Origin of the sequence: Cytobacillus spartinae, from assembly GCF_042865285.1 — a bacterium.
Lineage (GTDB): Bacteria > Bacillota > Bacilli > Bacillales > Cytobacillaceae > Robertmurraya_A > Robertmurraya_A spartinae.
The window spans coordinates 1-24,289 of the sequence record NZ_JBIACK010000013.1 but is presented as its reverse complement, the minus strand read 5'-3'; the positions used below and the strand labels follow the sequence as shown (position 1 = coordinate 24,289).

Below are 24,289 nucleotides of genomic sequence, written 5' to 3'. Positions count from 1 at the left end.
TGCTTCTGATATTTAACGATCTTCACTTTGCTAAAAGTACGAAACTGTTTAGAGAGTTTTCTTCTCCATTTGATGCATTCATAAGTTCGTAGTAACTATTAATCAATGTCTGAATCATTAGGGGAGCTTTTACGAATTCTTGACGAAGGCTATTGGCAAAACTCTTTTCCCACTGTCCATCCTGTAAATATGTCGCATCGACTGTACTTAATTTCTCAATGCTAAAACCCGCAACTTTGAGCAATTCTTGAATGTGAGTTTTATGAAACACATTCTGGATGTTTCCATCATTATTTACGTAGTTGGAGTACATAGCAAGAATGGAAGCTGCACAAAAATGTGCACGCTGCCTCATGCAGGTGAAGTCTAGATCCCAATCTGCGAAGCATATAGATTTTGCCATTGAGCGCAGTTTCTTAAAATATAGCAGTAAATCCTCAGGGCACTTGAAATACCATGAGCAATGAGACAACACCGCTATGTCAAATGGTTCATCCGATTTGAACGTTATAAAATCTGTTTCAAAATTGAAAGTAATACGTTCTCCTAATGTAGACTTCTTTATACGCTCTGTTGCTTGACCTAACGTTAACGGTGCACCATATTCAGGATTAGCAATATCTATTGCGGTAACATGTCCGTTTTCTCCTACTGAGTCTGCAATTGCTACAGTCGTATCTCCTTGACCACAGCCAATTTCTAATACTTTCATTCCTTTTTTAATCCTAAATGCCTTCACTAAATCCAAACGATGCTGTAATTGAACTTGCTGAATGATATCATCACCAAATAAGTTATATGTCAATAAGAAAGCTTCCGTATTTTTGTTTAGTTGAAATGATGTCATGTTGGCTCCTCCAGTTCTCTAATAAATCTACAACGAAAGTACTTCATCGTTGCTTGTTTTCATAGCTAGTATATAGACACCATCCATTCATCCACTCCCTATTTAGATAAGACTCGCTTAATCACGAATATATAGTAATGTAAATGTTAGTTGTAATCAACATAAAGCAAGCCAACTACTTTTAGTTTTCGCTTCCTTCACACTTTTTATCTCGAGACAAAAAACTAAGGACCCAAAATCTATGTTTTGAGTCCTTAAAATCATTTTATTGAATTTCAACTTGTCTATAAATGTCGTCGATACCAAAGCGTTCCACAAATTTGGCAAAAGGTTCTCTCTTTTTTCCATTAAGTTGATATAGTTCAATAATCTTATCTATTGTTTTATAAAGCATTTCTGGTGTAAGTTGCTCTAAAAATAAACTACCTACTTTAGCATTTTTTCCTTTCGCTGTTCCCCCGATATACAGGTCGTAATGATCTTTCACTTTCATCACACCAATATCATTAACTAGTGGCTCGCCACATCCCACTGGACATCCTGTATATGCTGGACGGAGTGTGAAAGGTACTGGTCTACCAGCAATTAGTTTATTTAGTTCAATAGCTACTGGCATCCCTTCCTCTTCAGCACCTTTACAAAAATTACAGGTTCTTAGACTTTTAATGTAGTTTCCAACAGGATAACTTGATAGTCCAACCTCTTTTAATTTAGCCATTACTATTTCTAGCATATCCTCTTCAACTTCAATATAGAGTTGTTGAAATGTTGTTAATTCAATATCTTCGCCTTCATTCAAGAACTCTGCTATTGTTTGAAGTTGTCTTAAATTAAGTTTCGCACCAAAGGAAATTCCACCGTTTATTGCTAATTTTACTTTTGTTTTTGAAGTCATAAGCACCCTCCAGTTAATTTCCTCTTTATTTAGTTCGTGTTAAAAATCAATCGGTCACTTTCATTTATATGGGCCTTTTCTGCAATTTATCAGCCACTTTCATTTATATCGGTCTGTTCGCAGATTTACAGCTACTTTTCATTTATATCGATCAGTTCCTAGAATAATGATTTCTTAAATAACCATTCATGTATTTCTTCTCTGTTATTTTCATAACCAGTAAAATGTTTCAATAGCTTCTTTCTACCAAACAAACCTGTTTGATAAAACACAAATAATGGGACAATTCTATTTCCAGCTATCTTTCTCATATCTTGCTCTAACTCTTCATTCCTACTAACATCTTTATCTACATAATTAATATGGTTAGATGCAAGGAATTTTTTTGCTTCCTGGCAATCTGAACAAGTAGGTCTTGTATAAAGTTCCATTAATATTTCCTTCTTCATTTGAAAAACCTCACTTTTTCAATAGTGTAAATAATCCTAAAGAAATGATTGAGAGTCCACCTAGTAAAATACTTAAATAAAAGAATCCATCTGTTACTGTAGCCAAGATGATACCAGCAATCGTTGGTCCAATAGTTGACCCAAGTGATCTAAACAAACTAAGTAATCCTACAGATGCCCCTGCTTCTGCCATTGATGTTGCTTGTATAATCAAGATGTTTAGTGGAGCTCCAATAATGATCCCAATACCAAAACCAATAATTCCTGCTACCATTAAGAAAGTATTATATGTTGTTGGTACTGTCAGCGATAAAGTTCCTAATGCTGTAATAACAAAACCAATGAACAGAACTTTTTTAGCACCATGCTTCGTTACCATATTTCCACCTATTAATGATGCAATCATGGATGTAATAGCTAATGGTGTAACTCCTAAAGCAGCTGTTGATTTATTCACTTCAAATGTTGTTTCTATAAATAAAGGTAATAGATTAATGGTTGAAGCCATAATAAATCCAGACATTAAGGAAAAGAACAATATCAACAATGTAATTTTCGAATTGAAATAATTAAGCTTAATAACCGGATCTTTTGCTCTTCTTTCAATTACTACTAACATTGGGATTACAACTAAACCAATAACCAATAAAATGATATTTTTCATCGTGATGCCTAACATAATCAAGAATATCACTGTAGTTAGAAGTACAATCCCTGCAAAGTCTACAGGTTTCTTCATAACAACTTGTGGGAGCTTTAATGCACTCATACTTACCAATACTAAGATTGATATAGGAATATTTATTAGAAATATCCACGTCCAGTCTAGATTTTGGATAATATACCCACCAATGATTGGACCAAGAATGCTACCTAGACTAAAAATGACACCTATCAAGCCCATTACTTTTGCTCGTGCCTCTTGTGGATAGCTGACTGCTATGAATGCAGCTGTTATTGGAAATATACCACCTGTTCCAATCGCTTGAACACTTCTCCCAACCAAGAACATTAAATAGTTAGGAGCAAATGCTGCTAACAAAGATCCGATTCCAAAAAGGGCTATGCCTAACATAAATATTTGTTTTCTTCCAAAGCGGTCAGAGAATTTCCCCATAAGTGGGATACTTACCGCAAAAAGTAAAGTATATATGGTAAAACTCCAAACTCCCCATGATGTACTGATGTTAAATGTACTTACTATTGAGGTCAGAGCTGGACCAACAATTCCATGATCAAGTGCCCCCATAAAAATTCCCATTAGATAAATACTTAATGCAATATTTCTAACCTTAGTTTCCATTGGGTTCCTAGTTAAAGCTACAGTTTCCATTTCTACAACTCCTTTTTTACAGTCCAATTATTTCTATATCTATTTTATACCATACCCCCCTATACTATGTAAATAATTAATTGTAAAAAATTAGTGAGAAATTAACAAAGGGGAATTGTAAATTTGTAGATACACTCTTAACAAAGGGTTTTCACTAAGCATGAATCTAGTTTGAACACCTTTAAACAGAAGTACACAAATTACTGTACCGGATAAAATTCGATTGTTTTTTAGTGGGAATACAGGGTAAATGTACTTGTAATAGTTCTGAGGGGAGTGATAGTGTGTCAGACTATAAGAAAAACAGTATTTCACTTATAGGAGCTGTGGGGCTTGGAACGGGAGTCATGATCAGTGCTGGTATTTTTGCACTTTTAGGACAAGTTGCAGAACTTTCTGGGGCTTGGTTCCCACTAGTCTTTATTGCGGGAAGTATTGTGACAGGTTTTAGTTCCTATACGTATGTAAAAATGAGTCAGGAATATCCCTCAGCAGGCGGAATTGGGATGTTTTTGGTCAAAGCATATGGAAAGGGATCCATAACAGCAACGACTGCATTAATGATGGCAGTTTCAATGATTATTAATCAAAGTCTTGTGGCTAGAACTTTCGGTACATACACTCTGCAATTATTTGAAGGTTCAATAAAAAGCTGGTTAGTTCCAACACTTGGTGTTGGATTAATTATCTTTTCTTTTTTAATTAACGTTTCAGGTAACACTTTCATCCAAACTTTCACATCTATTGCTTCACTAGTAAAAATCATGGGGTTATCTGTCATGGCAATTGCAGGAATATGGATTGCAGATTTTACCTTCACAGCACCTAAGCGAGGAAATAACCTACAAGAAGTGGAATTATCTAGTACGATAGCAGCGATTGCCCTAACTATTCTAGCCTTTAAAGGATTTACTACCATTACCAATAGTGGGGCAGAGATCACCAAACCGAAGAAAAATGTTGGTCGAGCCATTGCTATATCAATTGGAATTAGTCTTATCGTCTATTTATTAATTGCATGGGCCGTGTCGAGCAATCTATCAATCAATGAAATTATTCGTGCAAAAGACTATGCACTTGCGGAGGCAGCACGTCCGGCTTTCGGGGATTACGGCCTTTGGTTTACTGTTATACTTGCCATTATTGCAACCATTACCGGGATTATAGCTAGTGTCTTTGCTGTATCACGTATGCTAGCAATGCTAACGGATATGAATTTAATCCCACATAAACATTTTGGAATGCCAGGTTCAATTCAAAAACACACGCTTGTCTATACAGTCACGCTTTCTATCATTTTAACAGTAGCCTTCGACTTAACTCGAATAGCCTCAATTGGTGCCATACTTTATCTGATTATGGATATCATCATCCATTGGGGAGTATTTAAACACTTACGGGATAAAATTGGGGCAAACCCTATGATTGTTCTGTCTGCGATTGTACTTGATTCCATCGTTTTGTTTTTCTTCCTTTGGATAAAAATAAGAGCAGATTTATTAGTTGTAGTCGTTGCTTTATTAATGATTGTTTTGCTTTTTCTTGGGGAACATTTTTTCATTAAAAAAGAGCGAAGTAGTAACTAATCTTCGAGAAATACACCTTGCAAAATTCAGGAAGATATCTAACTGGTTTAAACTATATAGAAGAAGGAGAGGCTTTTACCCCTCTCCTTCTTATTACATGCATTTTACTTACTATCATAATTTCATTTTTAAACGCTCGTATTCATCCTCAGAAATTTCTCCTTTTGCCAAGCGCACTTTTACTATTTCAATAGGGGTAATACGGTTAGGTTGACTTTTTCCACTCATATAACTCTTCATTAAATAAAAACCCAAGAAGACTAACAAGCCCCAGAAAAGAAACATTCCACCCGTCATTAATCCTCCTTGAAATGTACATCCATCTATCATGTTCACTTTCTTGTCATCTCCTTTCTTACATTAAATATAAGAAAGAAGTGTGCAGAATTTATTGAGAAATCATTCCCATTTGTAGCCGACACCCCAAACAGTCTTTAAGTGTTCATCAATAGGAAAACCGACTTTACGGCATTTTTCTCGAATGTTTCGAACATGTGAGTCGACCGTTCGATCTTCTGTATCTGAATCAAAGCCCCATATGATTTCAATTAATCTTTCACGACTGTAGACCATTTTTTTATGTTTTAAGAAAATGCCTAACATATTAAACTCTTTTGGGGTTAATAAGATATCTTGACCGTTATACTTTAATTCATGATGCTCTTCATCCCATAGTAGCCCCTTAAATTCTACCTTTTTTGGATTATTACTTCTTCTTAAAACCGCTTCAATACGGGCGAGTAAGACCTCTTCCTCAAACGGTTTTGTGATATAATCATCTGCACCGATATTAAGCCCTTTAATGATTTCGTTACTACTGTCTCTTGCTGTAATCATAATGATAGGTGTATCGGAAAAAGTGCGAATTTTTTTAGCAGTCTCCCAACCATCCATTTCAGGCATCATGATGTCTAATAATATTAGATCCACTTCGTCTTTTTCTAACAACTGAATAGCTTCTCCTCCTGTACTTACCATGTAACAATTGTAGCTTCTAGGTTCTAAGTATAGTTTCAGAAGCTGCTGCATTCTTCTTTCGTCATCAACAATTAATACCTTCTTCACATGAATCACTCTCACTTCGGTAAATAAATATTAAACTCAGTCCCTTTCGCTACTCGGCTTTTCACTTCAATCTTCCCTTTATGGGCTTCAATGATTTCTTTTGCGATTGTTAATCCTAAGCCACTTCCACCTGTAGCACGAGACCGGGATTTATCAATTCGATATAAACGATCCCAAATGTAAGGGAGTTCATTTGGAGGAATGCCCTCTCCTTGATCTGATATTTTTAAAATTACTTGGTCACTTTTCGTTTCTAAGGTTAGTAATACCTTAGTATTTGGTTTAGAGTACTTTAACGCGTTGTCTAGTAAGTTATTGATAACTTGTCCAAATCTAACTGGGTCAATGGCGATATAAATATCTTTTTCACAAGAGTATTGGAGCTGTATATTTTTTTCCTCATACGCCGTCTTAAATTTCCTTGAGATTTCTAAAAGGTATCCTGCAAGTTCAACTGTCTCTTTGTTAATATTGAATTGGTTCTGATCCATTTTAGCTAGGTCAAATAGATCTTTGACCAACTTGGCTAAATTGGAGGCTTCTTCTTCAATAATCGTCACATATTCCAGACGTTCTTGTTCAGTTAAAGTCGGCCGCTTTAAAATATCTGCATAGCCCTTTAAATAAGTAAGAGGTGTTCTTAATTCATGTGAAATACTAGACAGGAATTCGGATCGCTCTTTTTTTAATCGTTCCAAATCATCTGCTAGTTTCTGGATTGATCTTGCTAGATCACCTAGTTCATCATCACGATTAACATCTAATGTTAGCTCACTCTTCCCATTACTTAATCTCTCAGTTACGCTTTTCATTTGGATTAGTGGAATCGTAATGAACCGTGATAAAAAAATAATAGATATAATGGATAAAACAACTGTGATTCCACCAACTGTAATAAATTGAACGGTTAAATTTTGAATCATACTTCGGATGGTTTCTGTATTTAGGAACATATATACATAGCCATTAATTTGTCCATCTATTTTTATGGGGCTTGCAGTTGCTAAATAGGGGGCTGTTTTCCATCGAGATTCTATAACCACGCCGTGATGGGAAAAATCGATTGCTTTTCCTTTTTGAATAAGTATTTGCTTACCTTCGCTCACTCGGTCAGATGATTTCATAATTTTAAATTGATTATCAGTAATAACAACCATAGTTTTCGCTTCAGATTCCATTAATGCAACATGCTTAATCGTCATAGAGTCAAAATTTTTCTCTAAGACATTTCGATGACTCATTCCTCGAGATAATAGGTTATTTATTTCGCTTTCAACCCTCTCATTCACAATCGTAAAATAAAGAAGAAAAAAGAGAATGGACTCAATCAGTAAAATAAAAATGAAAAATAGCATACCTATTTTAAAAGAAAGCTTTTTTATTTGAAATCAACTCCTTCCAGACTCTTGAGCACTTTACCTTATAAATTTATAATTTCCATCTTATCATGCTACATTAAAAATTTGCATTTTCTATGGAAATACTTCATTTTAGGTAAGTTACAAACAAAAAAGTTTTGTGTAATCACAAAACTTTAAAAAACTAATACCTTTATTTATTCCTTATAGGTGATTCTAGTAATCCTTAAAAATAATGATAGATATGGGGCATTTTTGAGATTTTTTTTAAAAGGGAGTATCCAACAGACACGTTCCCTTTACTATTTTAGATTTCCATCATCAGCAATCAGTTGCCAACTTGTAGCTCCATCAACAGTTAAATATATATCACCATTAAATGAAATAAAAATCATTTCTTTTTCATTTTGTGGGTTTACTGCGAAGTAGAGAACAGCGTCTTGATTAAGCTCTGGCAATTTGATTTCTTTCTCAGATTGATCCGTTAATGAACGTTTAATTAACATAGGTTCTTCATTGTAGGCACCATAAATGAGTGACCCTTTTGTGAAAAATATGGATGTACCATGAGCTCCATTTGTTAACAGTCTAAATTCTTCCCCTTTGTTAGAAGAAAGAAAGATTCCTTCCTTCCCTGCAGCGGCCATTAAGTTTTCATCATTAGGGTGTACAGCCAAGGAAATAATTTCACCATTTAGCCCTTTAGCCGGAACTTCCCGCCATGAACTCCCTTCATCTTCACTAATATAAAATTTGTTCTCCTCCATTATAGAACTTTTATGTGGGCTCTTTACAAAGATGACATTGTTATCATAGCCAACACCCATTAAATGAAAGTCAACTTCTCCTTCGAGAGCTATGCTTTCTAGACTTTTTCCGAAATCGTAACTTTTTTGGATACCAATCGGATTTGGTAAACTTGAGTCTGCTCCTGGATGTCCACTTGAATAAAATCCATTTGCGGTTGCATTAAATCCCATATAGTCATTATTTTCTTTCTTTGTTTTGTACCATTCGTTACCATCAAAAAGCTTTAACCCATCATGACTCGCAAAAAAAGCAACTCCTTGATTTCCTACATAACCTAAACCATGAACATGTTCAATAGTTCCTTTAAAAGGCTCAAAAAATTCATTCTTTACAATAGAGGTCGTTTCTTTTTCAGACTGAGCATTCTTCTCTGCATTGTTTTCCTCTGTCTCTTGCTGATTCTCCTCTGTTTTAGGTTTCTCAGCTGTCTCTTGTTCTAGAGTATCTTCTTCTTGGCCACATGCTGTTAGCGCAAGAATTAACCCTAGTAATGCAATTGTCAATGACTTCTTCATATGTGTTCCCTCCCTATAATTAACTTGTCCAAAAAAGAAAACAGGCAAAAGCTCGCCTGTTATTTTTTATGTTGAAATTAATGGGCGTGTCCTCCGCTTGCATCTTTAGGTGATATTTCAAGCATCTGGTCAATCATCCCTTGAGTTTTCATCGTAACTTCCTCAATTGACCCTAGAATGTAGGCATGATTATATGGCCCCACAGTTGGATCATCTTCAAACTTAGGCTGAAGTGCACCAAGAAATTCATGAGTTTCTGAGGATAACTCTCCATTTTCTAGCCAAATTAATGGTGCGTGTTTTCCTAAATGAGCAAAAGGAGCACCAGCGATTGCAAATTCACTGTTATTTGTAGAGATTAGACTAAATCCATGTCCGGGTTCCGTGAATCCCCAACCAAACCCGGTATTTAAATCCTTAAATTTAGCAAATTCAATTGATAATTGTGATGGTGTATCCCCTAATAAACGAATAACTTCCCCGTACTGTTTCAGTCCATCTATAACTTCGGTTGATATAACTTTCTCTGGACCAAACACATAGATATTCGCTTTGCTCTCTCTTAACGCTAGGGCTTCTATAGTGGCCTGCGGAATTTCATTTTTTGTTACATAAAGGACTGGCTCAGGTGCATGTGCAATCCAGTTTGATGCTACTAAAGAAAAAAGCTTTGCTTCTTCTTCTGATGAAACGATAATCACACCTTGTGGAAGTTCTCCTGCTGCCTCTGCATATTTGCTATCAACAGTTGCAGCAAATTCTGCAGCATCACTTTCACCAATCTGTTCAACGGAGAATTCTTTAAGATTTGTCGTTAAATCTTCTCCATCTCCCATTAACATAACTTGAGTTCCTTGCTTATTTCCTTTTGGACTAAGACGTTTAATTTCATTCAAAGTTTCTTCAGATAATCCATCACTTGTGTAAAACAAGACAGGACCATTGTTTGGATGATGAATCAAATCTGTGCTAGCAAGAGCTATTTGCCAGTTATCAGCAGGTGCTAAAATAACTGTTCCTGGACGATTTTCTTCTTGGGTAGCGGGCCAGATCATTTGTGATACCTTAACAGCAGCATTTTCAAGCTCGTCTGCTTCTATTCTTGTTACATTCTTCGTGCTTGTTATTTGTAGTGAATGATTATTTGAGTTCTGGTTTTCTTCGGTAGATTCATTATCCATATCTTCCATATTGTGTGATTCATCGCTATCTTTTGACTCTCCATTGTTATCATTTGATGTACAAGCAGCCAGTGCAAGTACTAATAAAACTGAAAAGATTAAAGCAAGAAATTTCTTCATGTTTTATGCTCCTTTTATTGTTGATAAAGAAATCCTACAATGAAATATTGCAAAATTTGTGCAGAAGAAAGGGAAACACCCTGTGAATTGTGGCGGATTGGTGAAACTTATAAAATTTTTAACTACTAGAGTAGAAATAAAACCCTATTCTTGTATAGACAGAATTTTTAGACTTGCACTCCATAATTTAATTCTCCATAAAATAATCATTATTCAATCATTTTTGATGTATGAACAATCACAACGATCTATATAGGCCAAGGAATTAAACAACTTGAAGAATATATAATTCAGGTGAGGTGGAAATATGGAAATGAATAAACCTGAGGGTGTTCTAGAAAACTGTGTCCTTCCATTTTGTGCACAAACCACAGATCTAGCACCTTTATTTGAAGCTGAAGCTTACGATAATGTAGAGAAAAGTATTAAGAAAATTAGCTTGGAAAGTTATCGTGGCAAATGGGTTATCTTATTTTTCTATGCAAGTGACTTCACTTTTGTTTGACCGACGGAATTAGCAGCGGTCGCTGCCATATATAATCAACTGAAATTACTTAATACAGAAGTCCTTGCTATTAGTACAGACAGCGTATATTCTCACAAAATTTTCACTGAGATTTCTCCATCTGCGTCAAAAGTGAGGTTTCCACTTATAAGTGACAGGACACATACAATTAGTAATGCATACAGAGTTTTAAACGAGAAAACGGGAGCTACATTCAGAGCAACGATTATCATAGATCCTGAAGGAATTATCGTTACAAAATTCGTAAACCCTTTAGAAGTTGGCCGCAATGTCTATGAAATTTTAAGGGTAATCCAAGGTATACAATATAGCAGAAGAACCGGAGAAGGTATACCGGCTAATTGGATTCCAGGACAACCTGGAATTATTAGAGACCTAAAATACATTGGAAAAATTTAATTTAAACTTATTTTATTGGAATCTATGGCGCCAACGGGTATTAATGGCTCTGCGAACATGAAAAAGAGAGGTTTGCTCCTCTCTTTTTCTGACAATATTTCATTTTCTACTTTTATATAACTTTTCTAAAGAAATTACATAGGTACTTCGTTAATATACATTTTCTGCACATAAATAACCTACAATCTTCCTCCTAAACGAGTATGTTGTTCAATTTAATTCTTATTTATGTTCTATTCCCCCTTAATCAATCATATCTTTATCTGGGCGCATAGAAAAAGAGGGGACTCTCCCCTCTTATGCATACATCTTATTTTCTTCTTGTTTGAAAAAGCTTCTCATGGCATGGAATACATCGGCTTTTTGCTTGAGGATATAGTATCTGAAGTGTTCATTTTTGATGTTTTTATACGCGGACATAAGTGTTGAGTGGCGGTTGTATTGATTAACTTCCCCATACCCGAACATATTGGAGACTTTCATTAGCTCTTCAACCAACTTTACACACCTTGCATTATCTGAAGTTAAATTGTCACCGTCTGAAAAATGGAAAGGATATATATTATATCGGGTTGGGTTGTATTTATCATCAATAAGCTCTAGTGCTTTTCGATAAGCTGAAGAACAGATTGTACCTCCACTTTCACCTTTAGAGAAAAAGTCCTCTTCAGATACGACTTTTGCTTCTGTATGATGAGCTATAAACTCAATATCCACGGTTTCGTATTTTGTTCGTAAAAACCTAGTCATCCAGAAGAAGAAACTGCGCGCCATATACTTCTCCCAAATTCCCATACTTCCACTCGTGTCCATCATCGCTAATACCACAGCTTTTGAATCAGGTTTTACGACTTCATTCCAAGTTTTAAATTTCAAATCTTCTTGATAAATTGGATGGAAGCTTGCTTTCCCTCTCATCGCATTACGTTTAAAGGCAGTCATCATCGTTCTCTTCTTATCAATGTTTCCCATTAAGCCTGTTTTACGAATATCATTAAACTCAATGTCTTCTATAACAATTTCATCTTTTTCCTTGCTTTTCAAATTAGGTAGCTCAAGCTCTTTGAATAAGGCCTCTTCAATCTCCATTAATGAAACCTCAGCTTCAAAGTAATCTTCTCCGGCTTGATCTCCCGCTCCTTGACCTTTCCCAGGTCCTTTTTGACCACTGGAACCATCATGAGCAACTACATCGCCAACCTGACTGTCTCCATCCCCTTGGCCAACATGTTTGTTTTTATCATAGTTATAACGAATTTTGTATTCATCTAGTGAACGTATTGGTATTTTAACCACATCACGACCGTTTGACATGACGATACTTTCTTCCGTTATTAAGTCAGGTAGATTGTTTCGTATCGCATCTTGAACCTTTTCTTGGTGGCGTTGTTGGTCATCGTGGCCTTTCCGGTGGAGGGACCAATCTTCTCTTGAAATCACAAACTGATGGTTATTGACATCTGTCATCTTAACCCCTCCTTCATTTAATTTTTTTTCACACTTTTTACCTTACTTACATACAATATCGCGAGTGTCAAAAACGTTCGGGAAACGTTGATTACTCTATACTATGCAGAAAAACAAAATAATTTACAAATAATTTTGACAATGAGACATTAGCCTATGATAGTAGACAAGCTTATTTTTACAAACGATCATCCTGCCAAAAATTCACAGAAGTGTGGTGGTTCGGATCATAAGGTGCACATTCTAAGCCTAGTCCATGAATATAATCAATAATTTCAGGTAAAACAGAAGCTGTCCCTTTATTCACATGCATGAGGATGACAATCGGTTCATTGCCGTTTTTAAGATTTTCAATACCCGCCTTTACATTTTCAACAATCATACGAGGATTCGACTTTTGATATTTCCAATCTACAGTATCAACGGTCCAATCCCACATTTTAAAACCATTCTCTACTAGACCATTTCTAAGAGGATCTTTCATAAATGGTTTACTTCCATATGGAACTCTTGTTAATTTTGAATCAACCCCTGTTAACTCCAGCAATGTTTGCCTTGTTTTTTCCATTTCTTTTGCCACATTTAATGGATCCCCATAATAGAGCTTATTTCTATCATGAGTAACACTGTGTAAAGCAGGATAATGGCCTTCTGCAACTAATCTTTTGACGCTATCACTATACTTTGCCATTAATGGCTCTAACATAAAAAATGTTGCCTTAGCTTGTTTCTCTGCAAGCGTATTTAGAATTAAATCTATATGCTCGTTCGGCCCATCATCAAAAGTTAAATAAACCTTTCTTGGCTGAGGTTTTTCCTCTACCTTAACAACTACTTCCTGCTCCATCTTTGGAATCATATCATTTTCAAGATCACCTTTTAGTGGATTAGTACTTGGTTGAGTCTCTTCTTGAATAAATTGAACATCATATCCAAAGTATTTCGCTACATATTTTATAGGAATATATATATTCTCATCTTTAAAAAACACCTTCTCTTGATGCACATCACCTGATGATGTTTCCACTGTTTGGTCATCATGAGCAAACTTTAACCATCTATCTTCCTTAATAATTGTTAAACTCTTCGAATTACTAGCTAATTCTCCTTCAACCGCTTCTAAAAAGCGCCAAATAGGTATGTATGATTTCTCTTCCTCTATTAATTCTATACTTTTAAAGAACGAAAGCGTTTCTCCTCCGTTACTTGTTTCAACTTTATCCAATGCAATAGCCTGTCCATTCGTGAGTGTGAAAATAACTAAAATCATTAGTAAAAACATAGATAATACCTTTTTCAAAACAACTCTCTCCTCTCTCACACTAGTATTACTATAAGACTATTAAGAGAGAGTCAGAAATATGATATATTACTAGTCTTTATTAATAAAAAAGTAAGGCCTTCGCTCCTCTGCGAAGGCCTTACTTAATTTTCGTGTTGGATGGGATCAGGGTACTTATTATCTTCCTTCAACTCTTTGTTCGTTCGTAATTTTTCTATTTGTTTACCTAACTTTTTCATGTCTTCTTCATTCTCTACCATTGAACTATTTTTCGGCTTATAGTCCTTCTTTAGTTCATTCTTTGTCATTCTACCACCTCGTATAGTTTATATACCCTGCTATCTATGAATTAAACTTTTAATCTTGTATATTTAAATAGAAGACCAATAGGAGGATAAGCATTTGTCTATATTAACTGAACGTTTACAGATTATTCCTTGCACATTTGAAAATGTTGCTGAGTTTGGGCATAACTACGAAATTGGCCCTCATATTCACATGTATTTAGAAGAATTAGAAAGAGACTCCTCATACAACGGGTGGGGCGTTTGGTTTGTCATTTTAAAAGATACAAACGAGGTTATTGGAGATATTGGTTTTAAAGGGAAACCTCTAGATGGCCAAGTAGAAATTGGGTATGGGATTATCCCTACGGCTCAAAATAAAGGATATGCAACAGAAGCTGTCCAAGGCCTAATAGATTGGGCCTTTTCATCTGGAAAAGTAGAGAAGATAATTGCTGAGTGCTTAATAGATAATGCTGCTTCTATTAAGGTTTTAGAAAAAGTAGGAATGACTAGATCCACTTCTAATAATGAAATGTTGTTTTGGGAAATCGTGAAAAATTAAGTTTATCTTTTTTTCTCCGCTATGAAAGACATTTCTCTATCTATTTTTAATCGCTTTGTCCTTCATCTCCGCTATGAAGGACATTTCTCTAGCTATTTTTAATCACTTTGTCTTTCATCTCCGGTATGAAAGACATTTCTCCATCTATTTTTAATCACTTTGTCCTTCATCCACGCTATGAAGGACATTTCTCCATCTATTTTTAATCACTTTGTCCTTCATCTCCGCTATGAAAGACACTTCTTCATCTATTTTTAATCGCTTTGTCCTTCATCCACGCTATGAAAGACATCTCTCCATCTATTTTTAATCACTTTGTCCTTCATCCACGCTATGAAGGAAATTTCTCTATATTTTAATTACTTTGTCCTTCATCCACGCTATGAAAGACATTTCTCAATCTATTTTTAATTACTTTGTCCTTCATCTCCGGTATGAAAGACATTTCTTCATCTATTTTAATCACTTTGTCCTTCATCTCCGCTATGAAAGACACTTCTTCATCTACTTTTAATCGTTTTGTCCTTCATCCACACTATGACGGACATTTCTCCATCCTTTTTTATCCGCTTTGTCCTTCATTTCCACTAACAATAGAAATATCATTTTTTCCTGGACCCTCACTTTGAACAACATAAAAATCCCCCAGATATTAGAATCTGGGGAATACTCATTCACTCACTATCTATTCAACAAGCTTCCTACATAACGTAGTAATTCGTTTGCAGATGTAGAATTGTACCCATGTTCATCAATTAATCTTGCCACTACCTCATTCACTTTCTTCAACTGCTGTTCATCCGGAGTTTTTGTTGAAGTTGTAATTTTTACAACATCTTTTAAATCAGCAAATAACTTCTTCTGAATTGCTTCACGTAGGCGATCATGTGAATTGTAGTCGAATCGTTTCCCTTTCCTTGCATAAGCAGAAATCCGGATTAAAATCTCTTCACGGAATGCTTTCTTTGCATTTTCTGAAATTCCGATTTGTTCCTCGATAGAACGCATTAGCTTTTCATCTGGATTAATTTCTTCACCAGTTAACGGGTCACGAAGCTTTGATTTATTACAATATGCTTCCACATTATCCAAGTAATTATCCATTAATGTCTTAGCTGACTCTTCGTAAGAATATACGAATGCCTTTTGAACTTCTTTCTTGGCAATATCGTCATATTCTTTACGAGCAAGTGAAATATAGTTTAGGTACTTCTCACGCAACTCAGCAGTAATCGATGGATGCTGATCTAATCCCTCTTTTAACGAACGTAACACATCTAATGCATTGATAGAGGACATATCCTTACGAATGATTGTTGAGGAAATTCTGTTGATGACATAACGCGGGTCAATACCGCTCATTCCTTCATCCTGATACTCTTTCTTCAGCTCTTCTAAGTCAGCTGTATTAAATCCTTCAACGTTCTCCCCATCATAGAGACGCATCTTCTTTACTAAATCAATATCACCTTTTTTAGGTTCCTTTAGACGAGTTAGGATTGTGAACATCGCAGCCACTCTCAAAGTATGTGGGGCAATATGCACATCTGACACGTCGCTTTCGCTAATCATCTTCTCATAAATCTTCTCTTCCTGACTTACTTTTAAGTTATAAGGTACTGGCATTACGATAATACGTGAATGCAATGCCTCATTTTTCTTATTGGAAATAAAGGATCTGTACTCCGTTTCATTCGTATGAGCAACAATTAACTCATCCGCAGAAATTAACGCAAATCGTCCAGCTTTAAAGTTCCCTTCCTGCGTTAAAGATAATAAGTGCCACAAGAACTTTTCATCACACTTTAACATCTCTTGGAATTCCATCATCCCACGATTTGCTTTATTCAGCTCACCATCGAAACGGTAAGCACGAGGATCTGACTCTGACCCGTATTCCGCAATCGTTGAAAAATCAATACTTCCTGTTAAATCTGCAATATCCTGTGACTTCGGATCTGATGGACTAAATGTCCCTATTCCAACCCTGCGGTCTTCAGAGAAGAATACTCTTTCCACAATGACGTCTTCAATTCTTCCGCCATACTCCTTCTCAACACGCATCATATTCAGTGGTGATAAATTACCTTCTATTCGAATCCCATATTGATCATAAAAATCTTTTCGTAAATGATGAGGTATTAAATGCAAAGGATCTTCGTGCATCGGGCATCCTTTAATGGCGTAGATGGCTCCTCTATCTGTATGAGAGTATTGCTCTAACCCACGTTTTAAAAGTGCTACTAATGTAGACTTACCTCCACTAACGGGTCCCATTAATAAAAGAATTCTTTTTCTTACATCTAACCTTTTGGCTGCTGGATGGAAATACTCTTCAACAAGCTTTTCAAGCGCCTCTTCTAGACCAAACAGTTGATTGCTAAAGAAGCTGTACCGCTTAACCCCTTTAACCGTTTCAATCCCTGCATCCTTAATCATATTGTAAACGCGAGAATGTGCTGACTGTGCTACCCAAGGCTTTTCTTTAATAATCTCCAAATACTGTGCAAAAGTACCTTCCCACTTCAAAATTTCCTCTTCATGTCGATGCATCTCAATCTTTTTTAAAATATCCATATAGACCTCCCCTGTAGCTTGATCAGAGACGATTAATATAATCTATGCGCTTGGATATACGAACATGCGTAAACGAGAAGGTCTTTGGTTGTCCTTTTTTAGCAAACGAATTTTTTTGTTCAAAAATTCGTCCCTTTACAAAAGTATTTTTATATTGTAAAAATATAGCCATACTTTCCATTCACAGTTACGATTTATTAGGATATAATAAAGCTATATGTTTTTAAATTGGACTTTAAATTTTGAGGAGGATTACATAGAATGGGTACAATTTTAATTCTTGGCGTAATGGTTGCATTCTTATCTGCAATTTTCACTGCAGGCTACAATGACAAACCAGGTATCAATAAATAATATCAAAAAGCTGCTGAAAACCTCAGCAGCTTTTTATATTACCGTTTATTAAAATTAACCCCTTCAACAAATTCCTTCATATACATTCTTGTTTTTCGTTCTAGCATGTTCCCCATTTGATTCGTCCAAGTGTCGGATCTTTGTCCTGCCGTTCTTGCTTCATAATACTCTGAAATGGTTTTATTATACTCGTTTAACTGGTTGATATATTCTTCTTCATTTTGTTGATATTCATTTTCGTGATACACGTGCTGTAATGGTAATCTCGGCTTCTGATCAACTATTTTAGACGGATACCCCACTGCTATCCCAAATAACGGGATGACTCTTTTAGGGGTTTTTAATAAATTACAGACTTCTTCTAAGTGGTTGCGAATTCCACCTATATAACAGATCCCTAACCCCATAGACTCAGCAGCAATGGCAGCATTCTGTGCGGCTAAGGAGGCATCAATAAGCGCAACCATGAATTTCTCTGTGCTTTCTAATGTTTCCTCTACATCTTTATTTTCCATCCGACCAATTAGCTCATGGCGATAAAGATCCGCACAAAATACAAAAAAGTGTCCGTTTTCTTCAACATAAGATTGATTACCGGCAAGCTCTGAAAGCTTTTTCTTTTTATCTGGGTCGTCTACCCCAATAATGGAATAGGCCTGGATAAAACTAGATGTTGAAGCAGCCTGAGCACTAGAAACAATCTGCTCAATTTGTTCCTTCGTCAAACGTCTATCTTCAAAGCTTCTAACTGAACGATGATTTAGAATTGTTTCAATAACTGTATTCATTCCCGTCCCTCTTTCCTGATTGATTATCCTCATTCAATCAAATTTTCGGCGAGAATTCAAATATCGTGATTCACGTAAAAAAAGACCTGATATAATCAGGTCCAGAAATACTTCTATTTGAGATGACGAAAATCTTGCTGCCTAAGTGCTTCGTAAATTAAAATCGCAGCAGTATTAGAAAGATTCAATGATCGAATATTCTCATTCATTGGAATCCTTAATGCTCTATCTTTATTGTTTTCTCTAACCTCTTTTGGTAAGCCTGTCGTTTCTTTACCAAAAATGAAAAAGTAATCTTTTTCTTTATCACTATAATCAAACTCAGTAAACGGAATCTCACCAAATTTAGTTAAGTAAAAGAACTCTCCAGCCTCATTACTCGCATAAAAGTCATCAAGAGAGTCATGATACACGATTTTCACATGCTCCCAATAATCTAAACCAGCTCGTTTTAACATTTTATCATCTGTTGAAAACCCAAGTGGTCTAATCAAATGTAAAGTAGTATCAGTTCCAGCACAAGTTCTGGCAATATTGCCTGTGTTTGCAGGAATTTCAGGTTGATATAGTACTACGTGTATTGCCACTTATTTCACCTCATCATAAAAACTCTATTTTTTATTATACCACTCTGAAAAAGGCGTTCAATACTGTTAATCATTGTTGATAATATGAAAGAATTTATACTTAATATTAGATGTGTAAGCAGTAGAGTCCTCATATGCCCAATATCTCATTCGGCTATTTGTCGTGTGAGCATTGACCAATGGCATTCCATCCGAATCCTTAGCTGTCACTATCGTTGTATGATCAAATCGTCCATCACCTTGAAAATCATAACAAATAACATCTCCAAGATCTAATAGATCAGGGGAGCTTACTTCTTTTGCCTTTAGTCCCTTATCAGAACCAGGAAGATACCATCTCATCGAATTCGCAACTGACCAACTAAAGCTCCAATTATTGCTTCTCATCCACCAGCCATTCGTACGATTAGGATATCCCCGCATCGGTGCCCCACCTGCGTGCAAACACTGCGAAATATAATTCGTACAATCTACATCAAACTTCTTAAATTTTGGGTTATAATCATTCCACCATCTTTCAGCATATTTGACTGCTTGAAGACGATCATAATGAAACTTAACCCTTTCATCTGTTAAGGTTTCCCCTAATTCTGGTTCTTTAGGCTCTTCACGGCTTATATCGTATACATTAAGCTCTTCATCATCTACTAAAACACCTTTATAAAATTCAGCAACTCTCTCTTCGACTTCTTCCTCAATATATAGATTCCCTTTATGATTAATCAAATATTGAAAGTGCACACTATAGTAGGCTCTTTCAATATCATCTTCTTCTTTATTTTTACTTTTTAGTATCCCCTGCCCTTTTGCTTTTACAATCTCTGCCTTCCGATTAGATAAACACTCCCTTTTCTTTTCAATCTTTGGGCAAGTTGAGTTGGCCTTTCTGGACAAATGAACGCACTGCTGTACTCTCTCCTCAAGTCTTTTTTGAAGCTGTTCCCTCATGGATGCACTCTCCTTTCTCTATATACATATGAAGGAGGGCTTTTTTATACATCAAAAAAAGTGAAGGCTATTAACTGCCCTCACTCTCTAAAAAGAATTTCATTCCTTTGTCAATCTCTGCTAGAACTTCTTCATCCCTTTCTTTCTCCTTTGCTGCTTCCAAAGCTTGTCTACCTTTTTCCACACCAATTTTCCCTAAAGCCCAAGCAGCTGTTCCTCTTAAGACAGGTCTAGGGTCTTCGGTTAATACGGCAATCATTTCATTCACCGCTGATTCATCCTTATAATGAGCCAAAGCGATAAGTGCATTTCGTTGAATTGGCTTTTTGCCTCTCCATGAGCCTGAAACATGTCCAAACTTCTCTTTAAACTCCTTATTACTAATGCGAAGCAAAGGCTTTAATAAAGGTTTTGCGATTTCTGGGTCTGGCTCCATTTCAGCATGGATATGAAAGTCCTTCCCCTTATTTTCAGGGCAAACCGTTTGACAGGTATCACATCCATATAAGCGATTTCCAAGTTTATCTCGAAACTCATCTGGAAGAAAGCCTTTTGTTTGTGTTAAAAAAGCGATACAACGTTGTGCATTTATTTGTCCCCCTTGAATCAATGCTCCAGTTGGGCAAACATCAACACATTTATTACACTCACCACAGCGGTCTTCCATAGGCTCATCTGGCTCAAACGGGAGATTTGTAATCATCTCAGCTAAATATACATAAGAACCGAATTCCGGAGTAATAATCGCACAGTTTTTACCACTCCAACCTATTCCAGCTCTTTGAGCAACTGCACGATCCGATAGCTCTCCAGTATCAACCATCGATTTAAGTGCAGCATCAGGAACCTTTGATAAAATATAGTCCTCCAGCTTTTTTAAACGGTCTCTTAAAACCACATGGTAATCCGTTCCCCAAGAGGCTCTACAAAAAATGCCTCTACGCTCACCCTTTTTACTCACTACTCTCACCTTCATCTTTGAAGGATACGCTAGAGCGATAGAAATAATTGAACGAGGTTGATCTATTAGTAAAGCTGGGTTTACTCTTTTATTAATATCAGGCTCTTCAAAACCAGATTGGTAATTTAACGCCTGCTGTTGTAGTAATCTATTCTTTAAAGTGTCAAACGTTCTAGCTGTCGTAAAGCCAATCTTATCAATTCCAATTGTCTTACTATATTCGATAATATCCAACTTCAATTGGTTATAATTCACTTGTATTCCCCCCTTTTTACATCATCATGTAAAAAACAGTAGTTATAATTAAGAAATCAATGATTAATATGATAAACTATTTTCATTAGATTTTGGAGGTGGAAAGTTTGGAAATCATCATTTCATCTGAACTAAAAGCACTTGTACCTGATTTTAAGGTAGGAGTGATAAAATATCAAAATATTGAAGTAGGTCCTTCCCCTCAAATGCTAAAAGGACGCTTACAGTTGTTTCAAGAGTCTTTGTTCTTTGAGCTTGAGGAAAAGAATGTTGCGGAACTAGAAGGGATAAAAGAATGGAGAGGTATTTTCAAAAAGACTGGAAAAGATCCAAATCGATATCGGCACTCTGCAGAGGCAATGTATAGAAGGGTTAAAAAACAAAGCTTTCTTCAAACGGTTAATAGCGCAACTGATATGAATAATTTCTTATCACTCCAGTACCAAATACCTCTAGGGATTTATGATACTGACAAATTAACTGATTCTGTAACGATTAGAACAGGAGAGGATGGAGAAGAATATCTAGGCTTGAACGGAAGAGTAAACTCCCTACATAACTTAATCCTTTCCGCTGATAAGGAAGGTCCGTTTGGCAGTCCTTTTGTTGACTCCGAAAGAACAGCTGTTACAGAAGAAACCAAAAACGCTCTACATATCATCTATCTTCGTCCATCAATAAGTCGAAACGATGCTTCCGAACTAGTAGAATCAATTATGAAAATGTTTGTACAAATCCATGGAGGAGACAGCAGTTTCGAAATTAAGGGATGCTTGTAGCATCTCTTTTTTAATCTATAAAAGTGAGTATTATATTCCATATATAAAGTGCTACTTAAATCAATCATATATTAGATATAACTCTAAATGATACACATATTAAAAAACGCAATGACCCGTTTTTATTTGAAAACGAACCACTGCGTTAATATATGTATGGAGCGGGTGATGGGAATCGAACCCACGACATCAGCTTGGAAGGCTGAGGTTTTACCATTAAACTACACCCGCAAGTAAAGATTGGTACCGGTGGTCGGGGTCGAACCGACACTCCAGAGGAACACGATTTTGAGTCGTGCGCGTCTGCCAATTCCGCCACACCGGCGTTATAAAATTATTAGTGGTGCCGAGGACCGGAATCGAACCGGTACGGTAGTCACCTACCGCAGGATTTTAAGTCCTGTGCGTCTGCCAGTTCCGCCACCCCGGCTTATGAAAAATTCAATTAAACAACATAGAATGGAGGCGGCAACCGGATTCGAACCGGTGGTAAAGGTTTTGCAGACCTCTGCCTTACCACTTGGCTATGCCGCCATATTGTATTCTGGAGCGGAAGACGGGATTCGAACCCGCGACCCCAACCTTGGCAAGGTTGTATTCTACCACTGAACTACTTCCGCAAATAAATGGCTGGGCTAGCTGGATTCGAACCAACGCATGTCGCAGTCAAAGTGCGATGCCTTACCGCTTGGCTATAGCCCATTAATATACTATGCAATCAATTTTAGAAATGTGAATGGGGCGACTGATGGGAATCGAACCCACGAATGTCGGAACCACAATCCGATGCGTTAACCACTTCGCCACAATCGCCATAAAGATTGGCAGGGGTAGTAGGAATCGAACCCACACCAAAGGTTTTGGAGACCTTCGTTCTACCTTTAAACTATACCCCTATATTATAAGCTGCCTCACTACTTAATTGAAAGCTTTTTAAAAGCTATGGTGGAGGGGGACGGATTCGAACCGCCGAACCCTAAGGAGCGGATTTACAGTCCGCCGCGTTTAGCCACTTCGCTACCCCTCCAGATAATTAGCATTATATGCAGTCTTAAATACTAAAATGACAACAAATAAAATGCCGGCGATAGGAGTCGAACCCACGACCTACTGATTACAAGTCAGTTGCTCTACCAACTGAGCTACACCGGCATAATAAAACCCAGTATACAAACTACACTGAGCACTCATAAGAATGGTGGCTCAGGACGGAATCGAACCGCCGACACAAGGATTTTCAGTCCTTTGCTCTACCAACTGAGCTACTGAGCCAAATAAAATGGCGGTCCCGACGGGAATCGAACCCGCGATCTCCTGCGTGACAGGCAGGCATGTTAACCGCTACACCACGGGACCAATTTAGATAAATAATTGCGGGGACAGGATTTGAACCTGCGACCTTCGGGTTATGAGCCCGACGAGCTACCAGACTGCTCCACCCCGCGATAATCATATTATGGTGGAGGATGACGGGATCGAACCGCCGACCCCCTGCTTGTAAGGCAGGTGCTCTCCCAGCTGAGCTAATCCTCCGTATAGGATGTTTAATTAATCCAGTACTTTTTGTGAAAAACTTGGTGACCCCTACGGGATTCGAACCCGTGTTACCGCCGTGAAAGGGCGGTGTCTTAACCGCTTGACCAAGGGGCCCAAAAACTTTGTAGATATAAAAATGGCGGAGAGCAAGGGATTTGAACCCTTGAGACAGGGTTACCCGCCTACACGATTTCCAATCGTGCTCCTTCGGCCACTCGGACAGCTCTCCTAATGGCTCCGCAGGTAGGATTCGAACCTACGACCGCTCGGTTAACAGCCGAGTGCTCTACCACTGAGCTACTGCGGAATAATTACTACCGCCTGGCGACGTCCTACTCTCACAAGGGGACAGCCCCTAACTACCATTGGCGCTGAGAAGCTTAACTTCCGTGTTCGGTATGGGAACGGGTGTGACCTTCTCGCCATCATCACCAGACTATTTATTAGAGACAATATTTATTATACTGCCTTTTATAACTTTTTCAAGAGGAAAATTCAAGGAAAATTATTTTCTATTATTCCCTCAAAACTAGATAATGTTATGAAGAAGAAGTAAGAATTCAAGTAATCTTTGTCCAGCTACGGCTCCTAACTTCTCGGCTGTTTCAATCCGCCCCCACAAATCCAAAACCGGGATTTGCGCGGTCGGCTTTCCAACATCTGTCGAAGTTGTACAGTCGCCTTCGCTTTTCTATTTGGTTAAGTCCTCGATCGATTAGTATCAGTCAGCTCCACACGTCACCGCGCTTCCACCTCTGACCTATCAACCTGATCATCTTTCAGGGATCTTACTAGCTTGCGCTATGGGAAATCTCATCTTGA

At 37.0% G+C, this 24,289-nt stretch carries 22 protein-coding genes, 17 tRNA genes and 2 rRNA genes; 4 read left to right on the top strand and 37 right to left on the bottom strand.

Features of this window, described 5'->3' with window-relative positions; all coding sequences use genetic code 11:
- Positions 1 to 22 precede the first annotated feature (22 nt).
- The 4 genes from ACFYKX_RS20990 to ACFYKX_RS20975 form a co-directional block, all read right to left on the bottom strand.
- Positions 23 to 847, bottom strand: a complete 825-nt coding sequence (locus ACFYKX_RS20990) for an SAM-dependent methyltransferase (RefSeq protein WP_389363278.1) — start codon at positions 845 to 847, stop codon at positions 23 to 25.
- A 265-nt stretch (positions 848 to 1,112) separates the two neighbouring features.
- Positions 1,113 to 1,742: a nitrite reductase gene (locus ACFYKX_RS20985; RefSeq protein WP_389363276.1), complete on the bottom strand. Its 630-nt coding sequence runs from the start codon at positions 1,740 to 1,742 to the stop codon at positions 1,113 to 1,115.
- A 158-nt stretch (positions 1,743 to 1,900) separates the two neighbouring features.
- Entirely contained in the window at positions 1,901 to 2,191 is a 291-nt protein-coding gene (locus ACFYKX_RS20980; RefSeq protein ID WP_389363274.1) for a glutaredoxin family protein, read from the bottom strand.
- Between the two features lie 10 nt (positions 2,192 to 2,201).
- Positions 2,202 to 3,524: an MFS transporter gene (locus tag ACFYKX_RS20975; RefSeq protein WP_389363272.1), complete on the bottom strand. Its 1,323-nt coding sequence runs from the start codon at positions 3,522 to 3,524 to the stop codon at positions 2,202 to 2,204.
- Between the two features lie 284 nt (positions 3,525 to 3,808).
- Here ACFYKX_RS20975 and ACFYKX_RS20970 point away from each other — a divergent pair, with 284 nt between their 5' ends.
- On the top strand, positions 3,809 to 5,110 hold the full coding sequence (locus ACFYKX_RS20970; protein WP_389363270.1) for an APC family permease: 1,302 nt from the start codon (positions 3,809 to 3,811) through the stop codon (positions 5,108 to 5,110).
- Positions 5,111 to 5,224: 114 nt separating this feature from the next.
- Here ACFYKX_RS20970 and ACFYKX_RS20965 read toward each other — a convergent pair whose 3' ends face one another.
- From ACFYKX_RS20965 to ACFYKX_RS20945, 5 genes are all read right to left on the bottom strand, one after another.
- Positions 5,225 to 5,440, bottom strand: a complete 216-nt coding sequence (locus ACFYKX_RS20965; protein ID WP_389363464.1) for an SHOCT domain-containing protein — start codon at positions 5,438 to 5,440, stop codon at positions 5,225 to 5,227.
- Positions 5,441 to 5,509: 69 nt separating this feature from the next.
- A complete protein-coding gene (locus ACFYKX_RS20960; RefSeq protein ID WP_389363268.1) occupies positions 5,510 to 6,175 on the bottom strand; it encodes a response regulator transcription factor in 666 nt (221 codons plus the stop codon).
- A gap of 11 nt (positions 6,176 to 6,186) precedes the next feature.
- Complete coding sequence (locus tag ACFYKX_RS20955; RefSeq protein WP_389363266.1) at positions 6,187 to 7,416, bottom strand: sensor histidine kinase; 1,230 nt, start codon at positions 7,414 to 7,416, stop codon at positions 6,187 to 6,189.
- Positions 7,417 to 7,835: 419 nt separating this feature from the next.
- Positions 7,836 to 8,858: a F510_1955 family glycosylhydrolase gene (locus ACFYKX_RS20950; RefSeq protein WP_389363265.1), complete on the bottom strand. Its 1,023-nt coding sequence runs from the start codon at positions 8,856 to 8,858 to the stop codon at positions 7,836 to 7,838.
- A gap of 77 nt (positions 8,859 to 8,935) precedes the next feature.
- Positions 8,936 to 10,159, bottom strand: a complete 1,224-nt coding sequence (locus ACFYKX_RS20945; RefSeq protein ID WP_389363263.1) for a cell wall-binding repeat-containing protein — start codon at positions 10,157 to 10,159, stop codon at positions 8,936 to 8,938.
- Between the two features lie 313 nt (positions 10,160 to 10,472).
- Here ACFYKX_RS20945 and ACFYKX_RS20940 point away from each other — a divergent pair, with 313 nt between their 5' ends.
- The gene (locus tag ACFYKX_RS20940; protein WP_389363261.1) at positions 10,473 to 11,084 is read left to right on the top strand and encodes a peroxiredoxin; all 612 of its coding nucleotides are present in this window, start codon (positions 10,473 to 10,475) and stop codon (positions 11,082 to 11,084) included.
- 297 nt (positions 11,085 to 11,381) lie between these two features.
- Here ACFYKX_RS20940 and yhbH read toward each other — a convergent pair whose 3' ends face one another.
- The 3 genes from yhbH to ACFYKX_RS20925 all read right to left on the bottom strand — a co-directional run bounded on the left by yhbH (position 11,382) and on the right by ACFYKX_RS20925 (position 14,141).
- A complete protein-coding gene (yhbH, locus tag ACFYKX_RS20935; protein ID WP_389363259.1) occupies positions 11,382 to 12,551 on the bottom strand; it encodes a sporulation protein YhbH in 1,170 nt (389 codons plus the stop codon).
- Positions 12,552 to 12,729: 178 nt separating this feature from the next.
- A complete protein-coding gene (locus ACFYKX_RS20930) occupies positions 12,730 to 13,851 on the bottom strand; it encodes a polysaccharide deacetylase (protein WP_389363257.1) in 1,122 nt (373 codons plus the stop codon).
- Between the two features lie 125 nt (positions 13,852 to 13,976).
- Positions 13,977 to 14,141 (bottom strand): hypothetical protein, encoded by a 165-nt coding sequence (locus ACFYKX_RS20925; protein ID WP_389363255.1) that lies wholly within the window; start codon positions 14,139 to 14,141, stop codon positions 13,977 to 13,979.
- 94 nt (positions 14,142 to 14,235) lie between these two features.
- Between ACFYKX_RS20925 and ACFYKX_RS20920 the strand changes: the two genes are divergently transcribed.
- On the top strand, positions 14,236 to 14,682 hold the full coding sequence (locus ACFYKX_RS20920) for a GNAT family N-acetyltransferase (protein ID WP_389363253.1): 447 nt from the start codon (positions 14,236 to 14,238) through the stop codon (positions 14,680 to 14,682).
- Between the two features lie 510 nt (positions 14,683 to 15,192).
- Here ACFYKX_RS20920 and ACFYKX_RS20915 read toward each other — a convergent pair.
- The 6 genes from ACFYKX_RS20915 to queG all read right to left on the bottom strand — a co-directional run bounded on the left by ACFYKX_RS20915 (position 15,193) and on the right by queG (position 21,152).
- Positions 15,193 to 15,318: a hypothetical protein gene (locus ACFYKX_RS20915; protein ID WP_389363251.1), complete on the bottom strand. Its 126-nt coding sequence runs from the start codon at positions 15,316 to 15,318 to the stop codon at positions 15,193 to 15,195.
- 45 nt (positions 15,319 to 15,363) lie between these two features.
- The gene (locus tag ACFYKX_RS20910; RefSeq protein WP_389363249.1) at positions 15,364 to 17,259 is read right to left on the bottom strand and encodes a PrkA family serine protein kinase; all 1,896 of its coding nucleotides are present in this window, start codon (positions 17,257 to 17,259) and stop codon (positions 15,364 to 15,366) included.
- A 392-nt stretch (positions 17,260 to 17,651) separates the two neighbouring features.
- On the bottom strand, positions 17,652 to 18,401 hold the full coding sequence (gene nfsA / locus ACFYKX_RS20905; RefSeq protein ID WP_389363248.1) for an oxygen-insensitive NADPH nitroreductase: 750 nt from the start codon (positions 18,399 to 18,401) through the stop codon (positions 17,652 to 17,654).
- Between the two features lie 113 nt (positions 18,402 to 18,514).
- Positions 18,515 to 18,988 carry a tRNA (uridine(34)/cytosine(34)/5-carboxymethylaminomethyluridine(34)-2'-O)-methyltransferase TrmL gene (gene trmL, locus ACFYKX_RS20900; protein WP_389363246.1) on the bottom strand — a complete coding sequence of 158 codons (474 nt, stop codon included), beginning with the start codon at positions 18,986 to 18,988 and terminating at the stop codon, positions 18,515 to 18,517.
- 66 nt (positions 18,989 to 19,054) lie between these two features.
- On the bottom strand, positions 19,055 to 19,936 hold the full coding sequence (locus ACFYKX_RS20895; RefSeq protein ID WP_389363244.1) for an amidase domain-containing protein: 882 nt from the start codon (positions 19,934 to 19,936) through the stop codon (positions 19,055 to 19,057).
- 70 nt (positions 19,937 to 20,006) lie between these two features.
- Positions 20,007 to 21,152 carry a tRNA epoxyqueuosine(34) reductase QueG gene (gene queG / locus ACFYKX_RS20890; RefSeq protein WP_389363242.1) on the bottom strand — a complete coding sequence of 382 codons (1,146 nt, stop codon included), beginning with the start codon at positions 21,150 to 21,152 and terminating at the stop codon, positions 20,007 to 20,009.
- A 107-nt stretch (positions 21,153 to 21,259) separates the two neighbouring features.
- Here queG and ACFYKX_RS20885 point away from each other — a divergent pair, with 107 nt between their 5' ends.
- Complete coding sequence (locus ACFYKX_RS20885; protein WP_389363240.1) at positions 21,260 to 21,931, top strand: B3/B4 domain-containing protein; 672 nt, start codon at positions 21,260 to 21,262, stop codon at positions 21,929 to 21,931.
- 157 nt (positions 21,932 to 22,088) lie between these two features.
- Here ACFYKX_RS20885 and ACFYKX_RS20880 read toward each other — a convergent pair.
- From ACFYKX_RS20880 to ACFYKX_RS20790, 19 genes are all read right to left on the bottom strand, one after another.
- Positions 22,089 to 22,162: transfer RNA gene (locus tag ACFYKX_RS20880), tRNA-Gly, on the bottom strand.
- 10 nt (positions 22,163 to 22,172) lie between these two features.
- Positions 22,173 to 22,256, bottom strand: a tRNA-Leu gene (locus tag ACFYKX_RS20875).
- Between the two features lie 16 nt (positions 22,257 to 22,272).
- Positions 22,273 to 22,361 (bottom strand) — tRNA-Leu (locus ACFYKX_RS20870).
- Positions 22,362 to 22,391: 30 nt separating this feature from the next.
- Positions 22,392 to 22,465, bottom strand: a tRNA-Cys gene (locus tag ACFYKX_RS20865).
- A gap of 11 nt (positions 22,466 to 22,476) precedes the next feature.
- Positions 22,477 to 22,551, bottom strand: a tRNA-Gly gene (locus ACFYKX_RS20860).
- 7 nt (positions 22,552 to 22,558) lie between these two features.
- A tRNA-Gln gene (locus tag ACFYKX_RS20855) sits at positions 22,559 to 22,633 on the bottom strand.
- Positions 22,634 to 22,668: 35 nt separating this feature from the next.
- Positions 22,669 to 22,744: transfer RNA gene (locus ACFYKX_RS20850), tRNA-His, on the bottom strand.
- 9 nt (positions 22,745 to 22,753) lie between these two features.
- A tRNA-Trp gene (locus ACFYKX_RS20845) sits at positions 22,754 to 22,827 on the bottom strand.
- Positions 22,828 to 22,874: 47 nt separating this feature from the next.
- Positions 22,875 to 22,958: transfer RNA gene (locus tag ACFYKX_RS20840), tRNA-Tyr, on the bottom strand.
- A 52-nt stretch (positions 22,959 to 23,010) separates the two neighbouring features.
- A tRNA-Thr gene (locus ACFYKX_RS20835) sits at positions 23,011 to 23,083 on the bottom strand.
- A gap of 44 nt (positions 23,084 to 23,127) precedes the next feature.
- Positions 23,128 to 23,203: transfer RNA gene (locus ACFYKX_RS20830), tRNA-Phe, on the bottom strand.
- An 8-nt stretch (positions 23,204 to 23,211) separates the two neighbouring features.
- Positions 23,212 to 23,287: transfer RNA gene (locus ACFYKX_RS20825), tRNA-Asp, on the bottom strand.
- Positions 23,288 to 23,302: 15 nt separating this feature from the next.
- A tRNA-Met gene (locus tag ACFYKX_RS20820) sits at positions 23,303 to 23,376 on the bottom strand.
- A gap of 12 nt (positions 23,377 to 23,388) precedes the next feature.
- Positions 23,389 to 23,464, bottom strand: a tRNA-Val gene (locus ACFYKX_RS20815).
- A gap of 42 nt (positions 23,465 to 23,506) precedes the next feature.
- A tRNA-Glu gene (locus ACFYKX_RS20810) sits at positions 23,507 to 23,581 on the bottom strand.
- Between the two features lie 23 nt (positions 23,582 to 23,604).
- A tRNA-Ser gene (locus ACFYKX_RS20805) sits at positions 23,605 to 23,696 on the bottom strand.
- Positions 23,697 to 23,699: 3 nt separating this feature from the next.
- A tRNA-Asn gene (locus ACFYKX_RS20800) sits at positions 23,700 to 23,774 on the bottom strand.
- A 12-nt stretch (positions 23,775 to 23,786) separates the two neighbouring features.
- A 5S ribosomal RNA gene (gene rrf / locus ACFYKX_RS20795) occupies positions 23,787 to 23,903 on the bottom strand.
- 259 nt (positions 23,904 to 24,162) lie between these two features.
- A 23S ribosomal RNA gene (locus tag ACFYKX_RS20790) occupies positions 24,163 to 24,289 on the bottom strand; the annotation flags it as partial.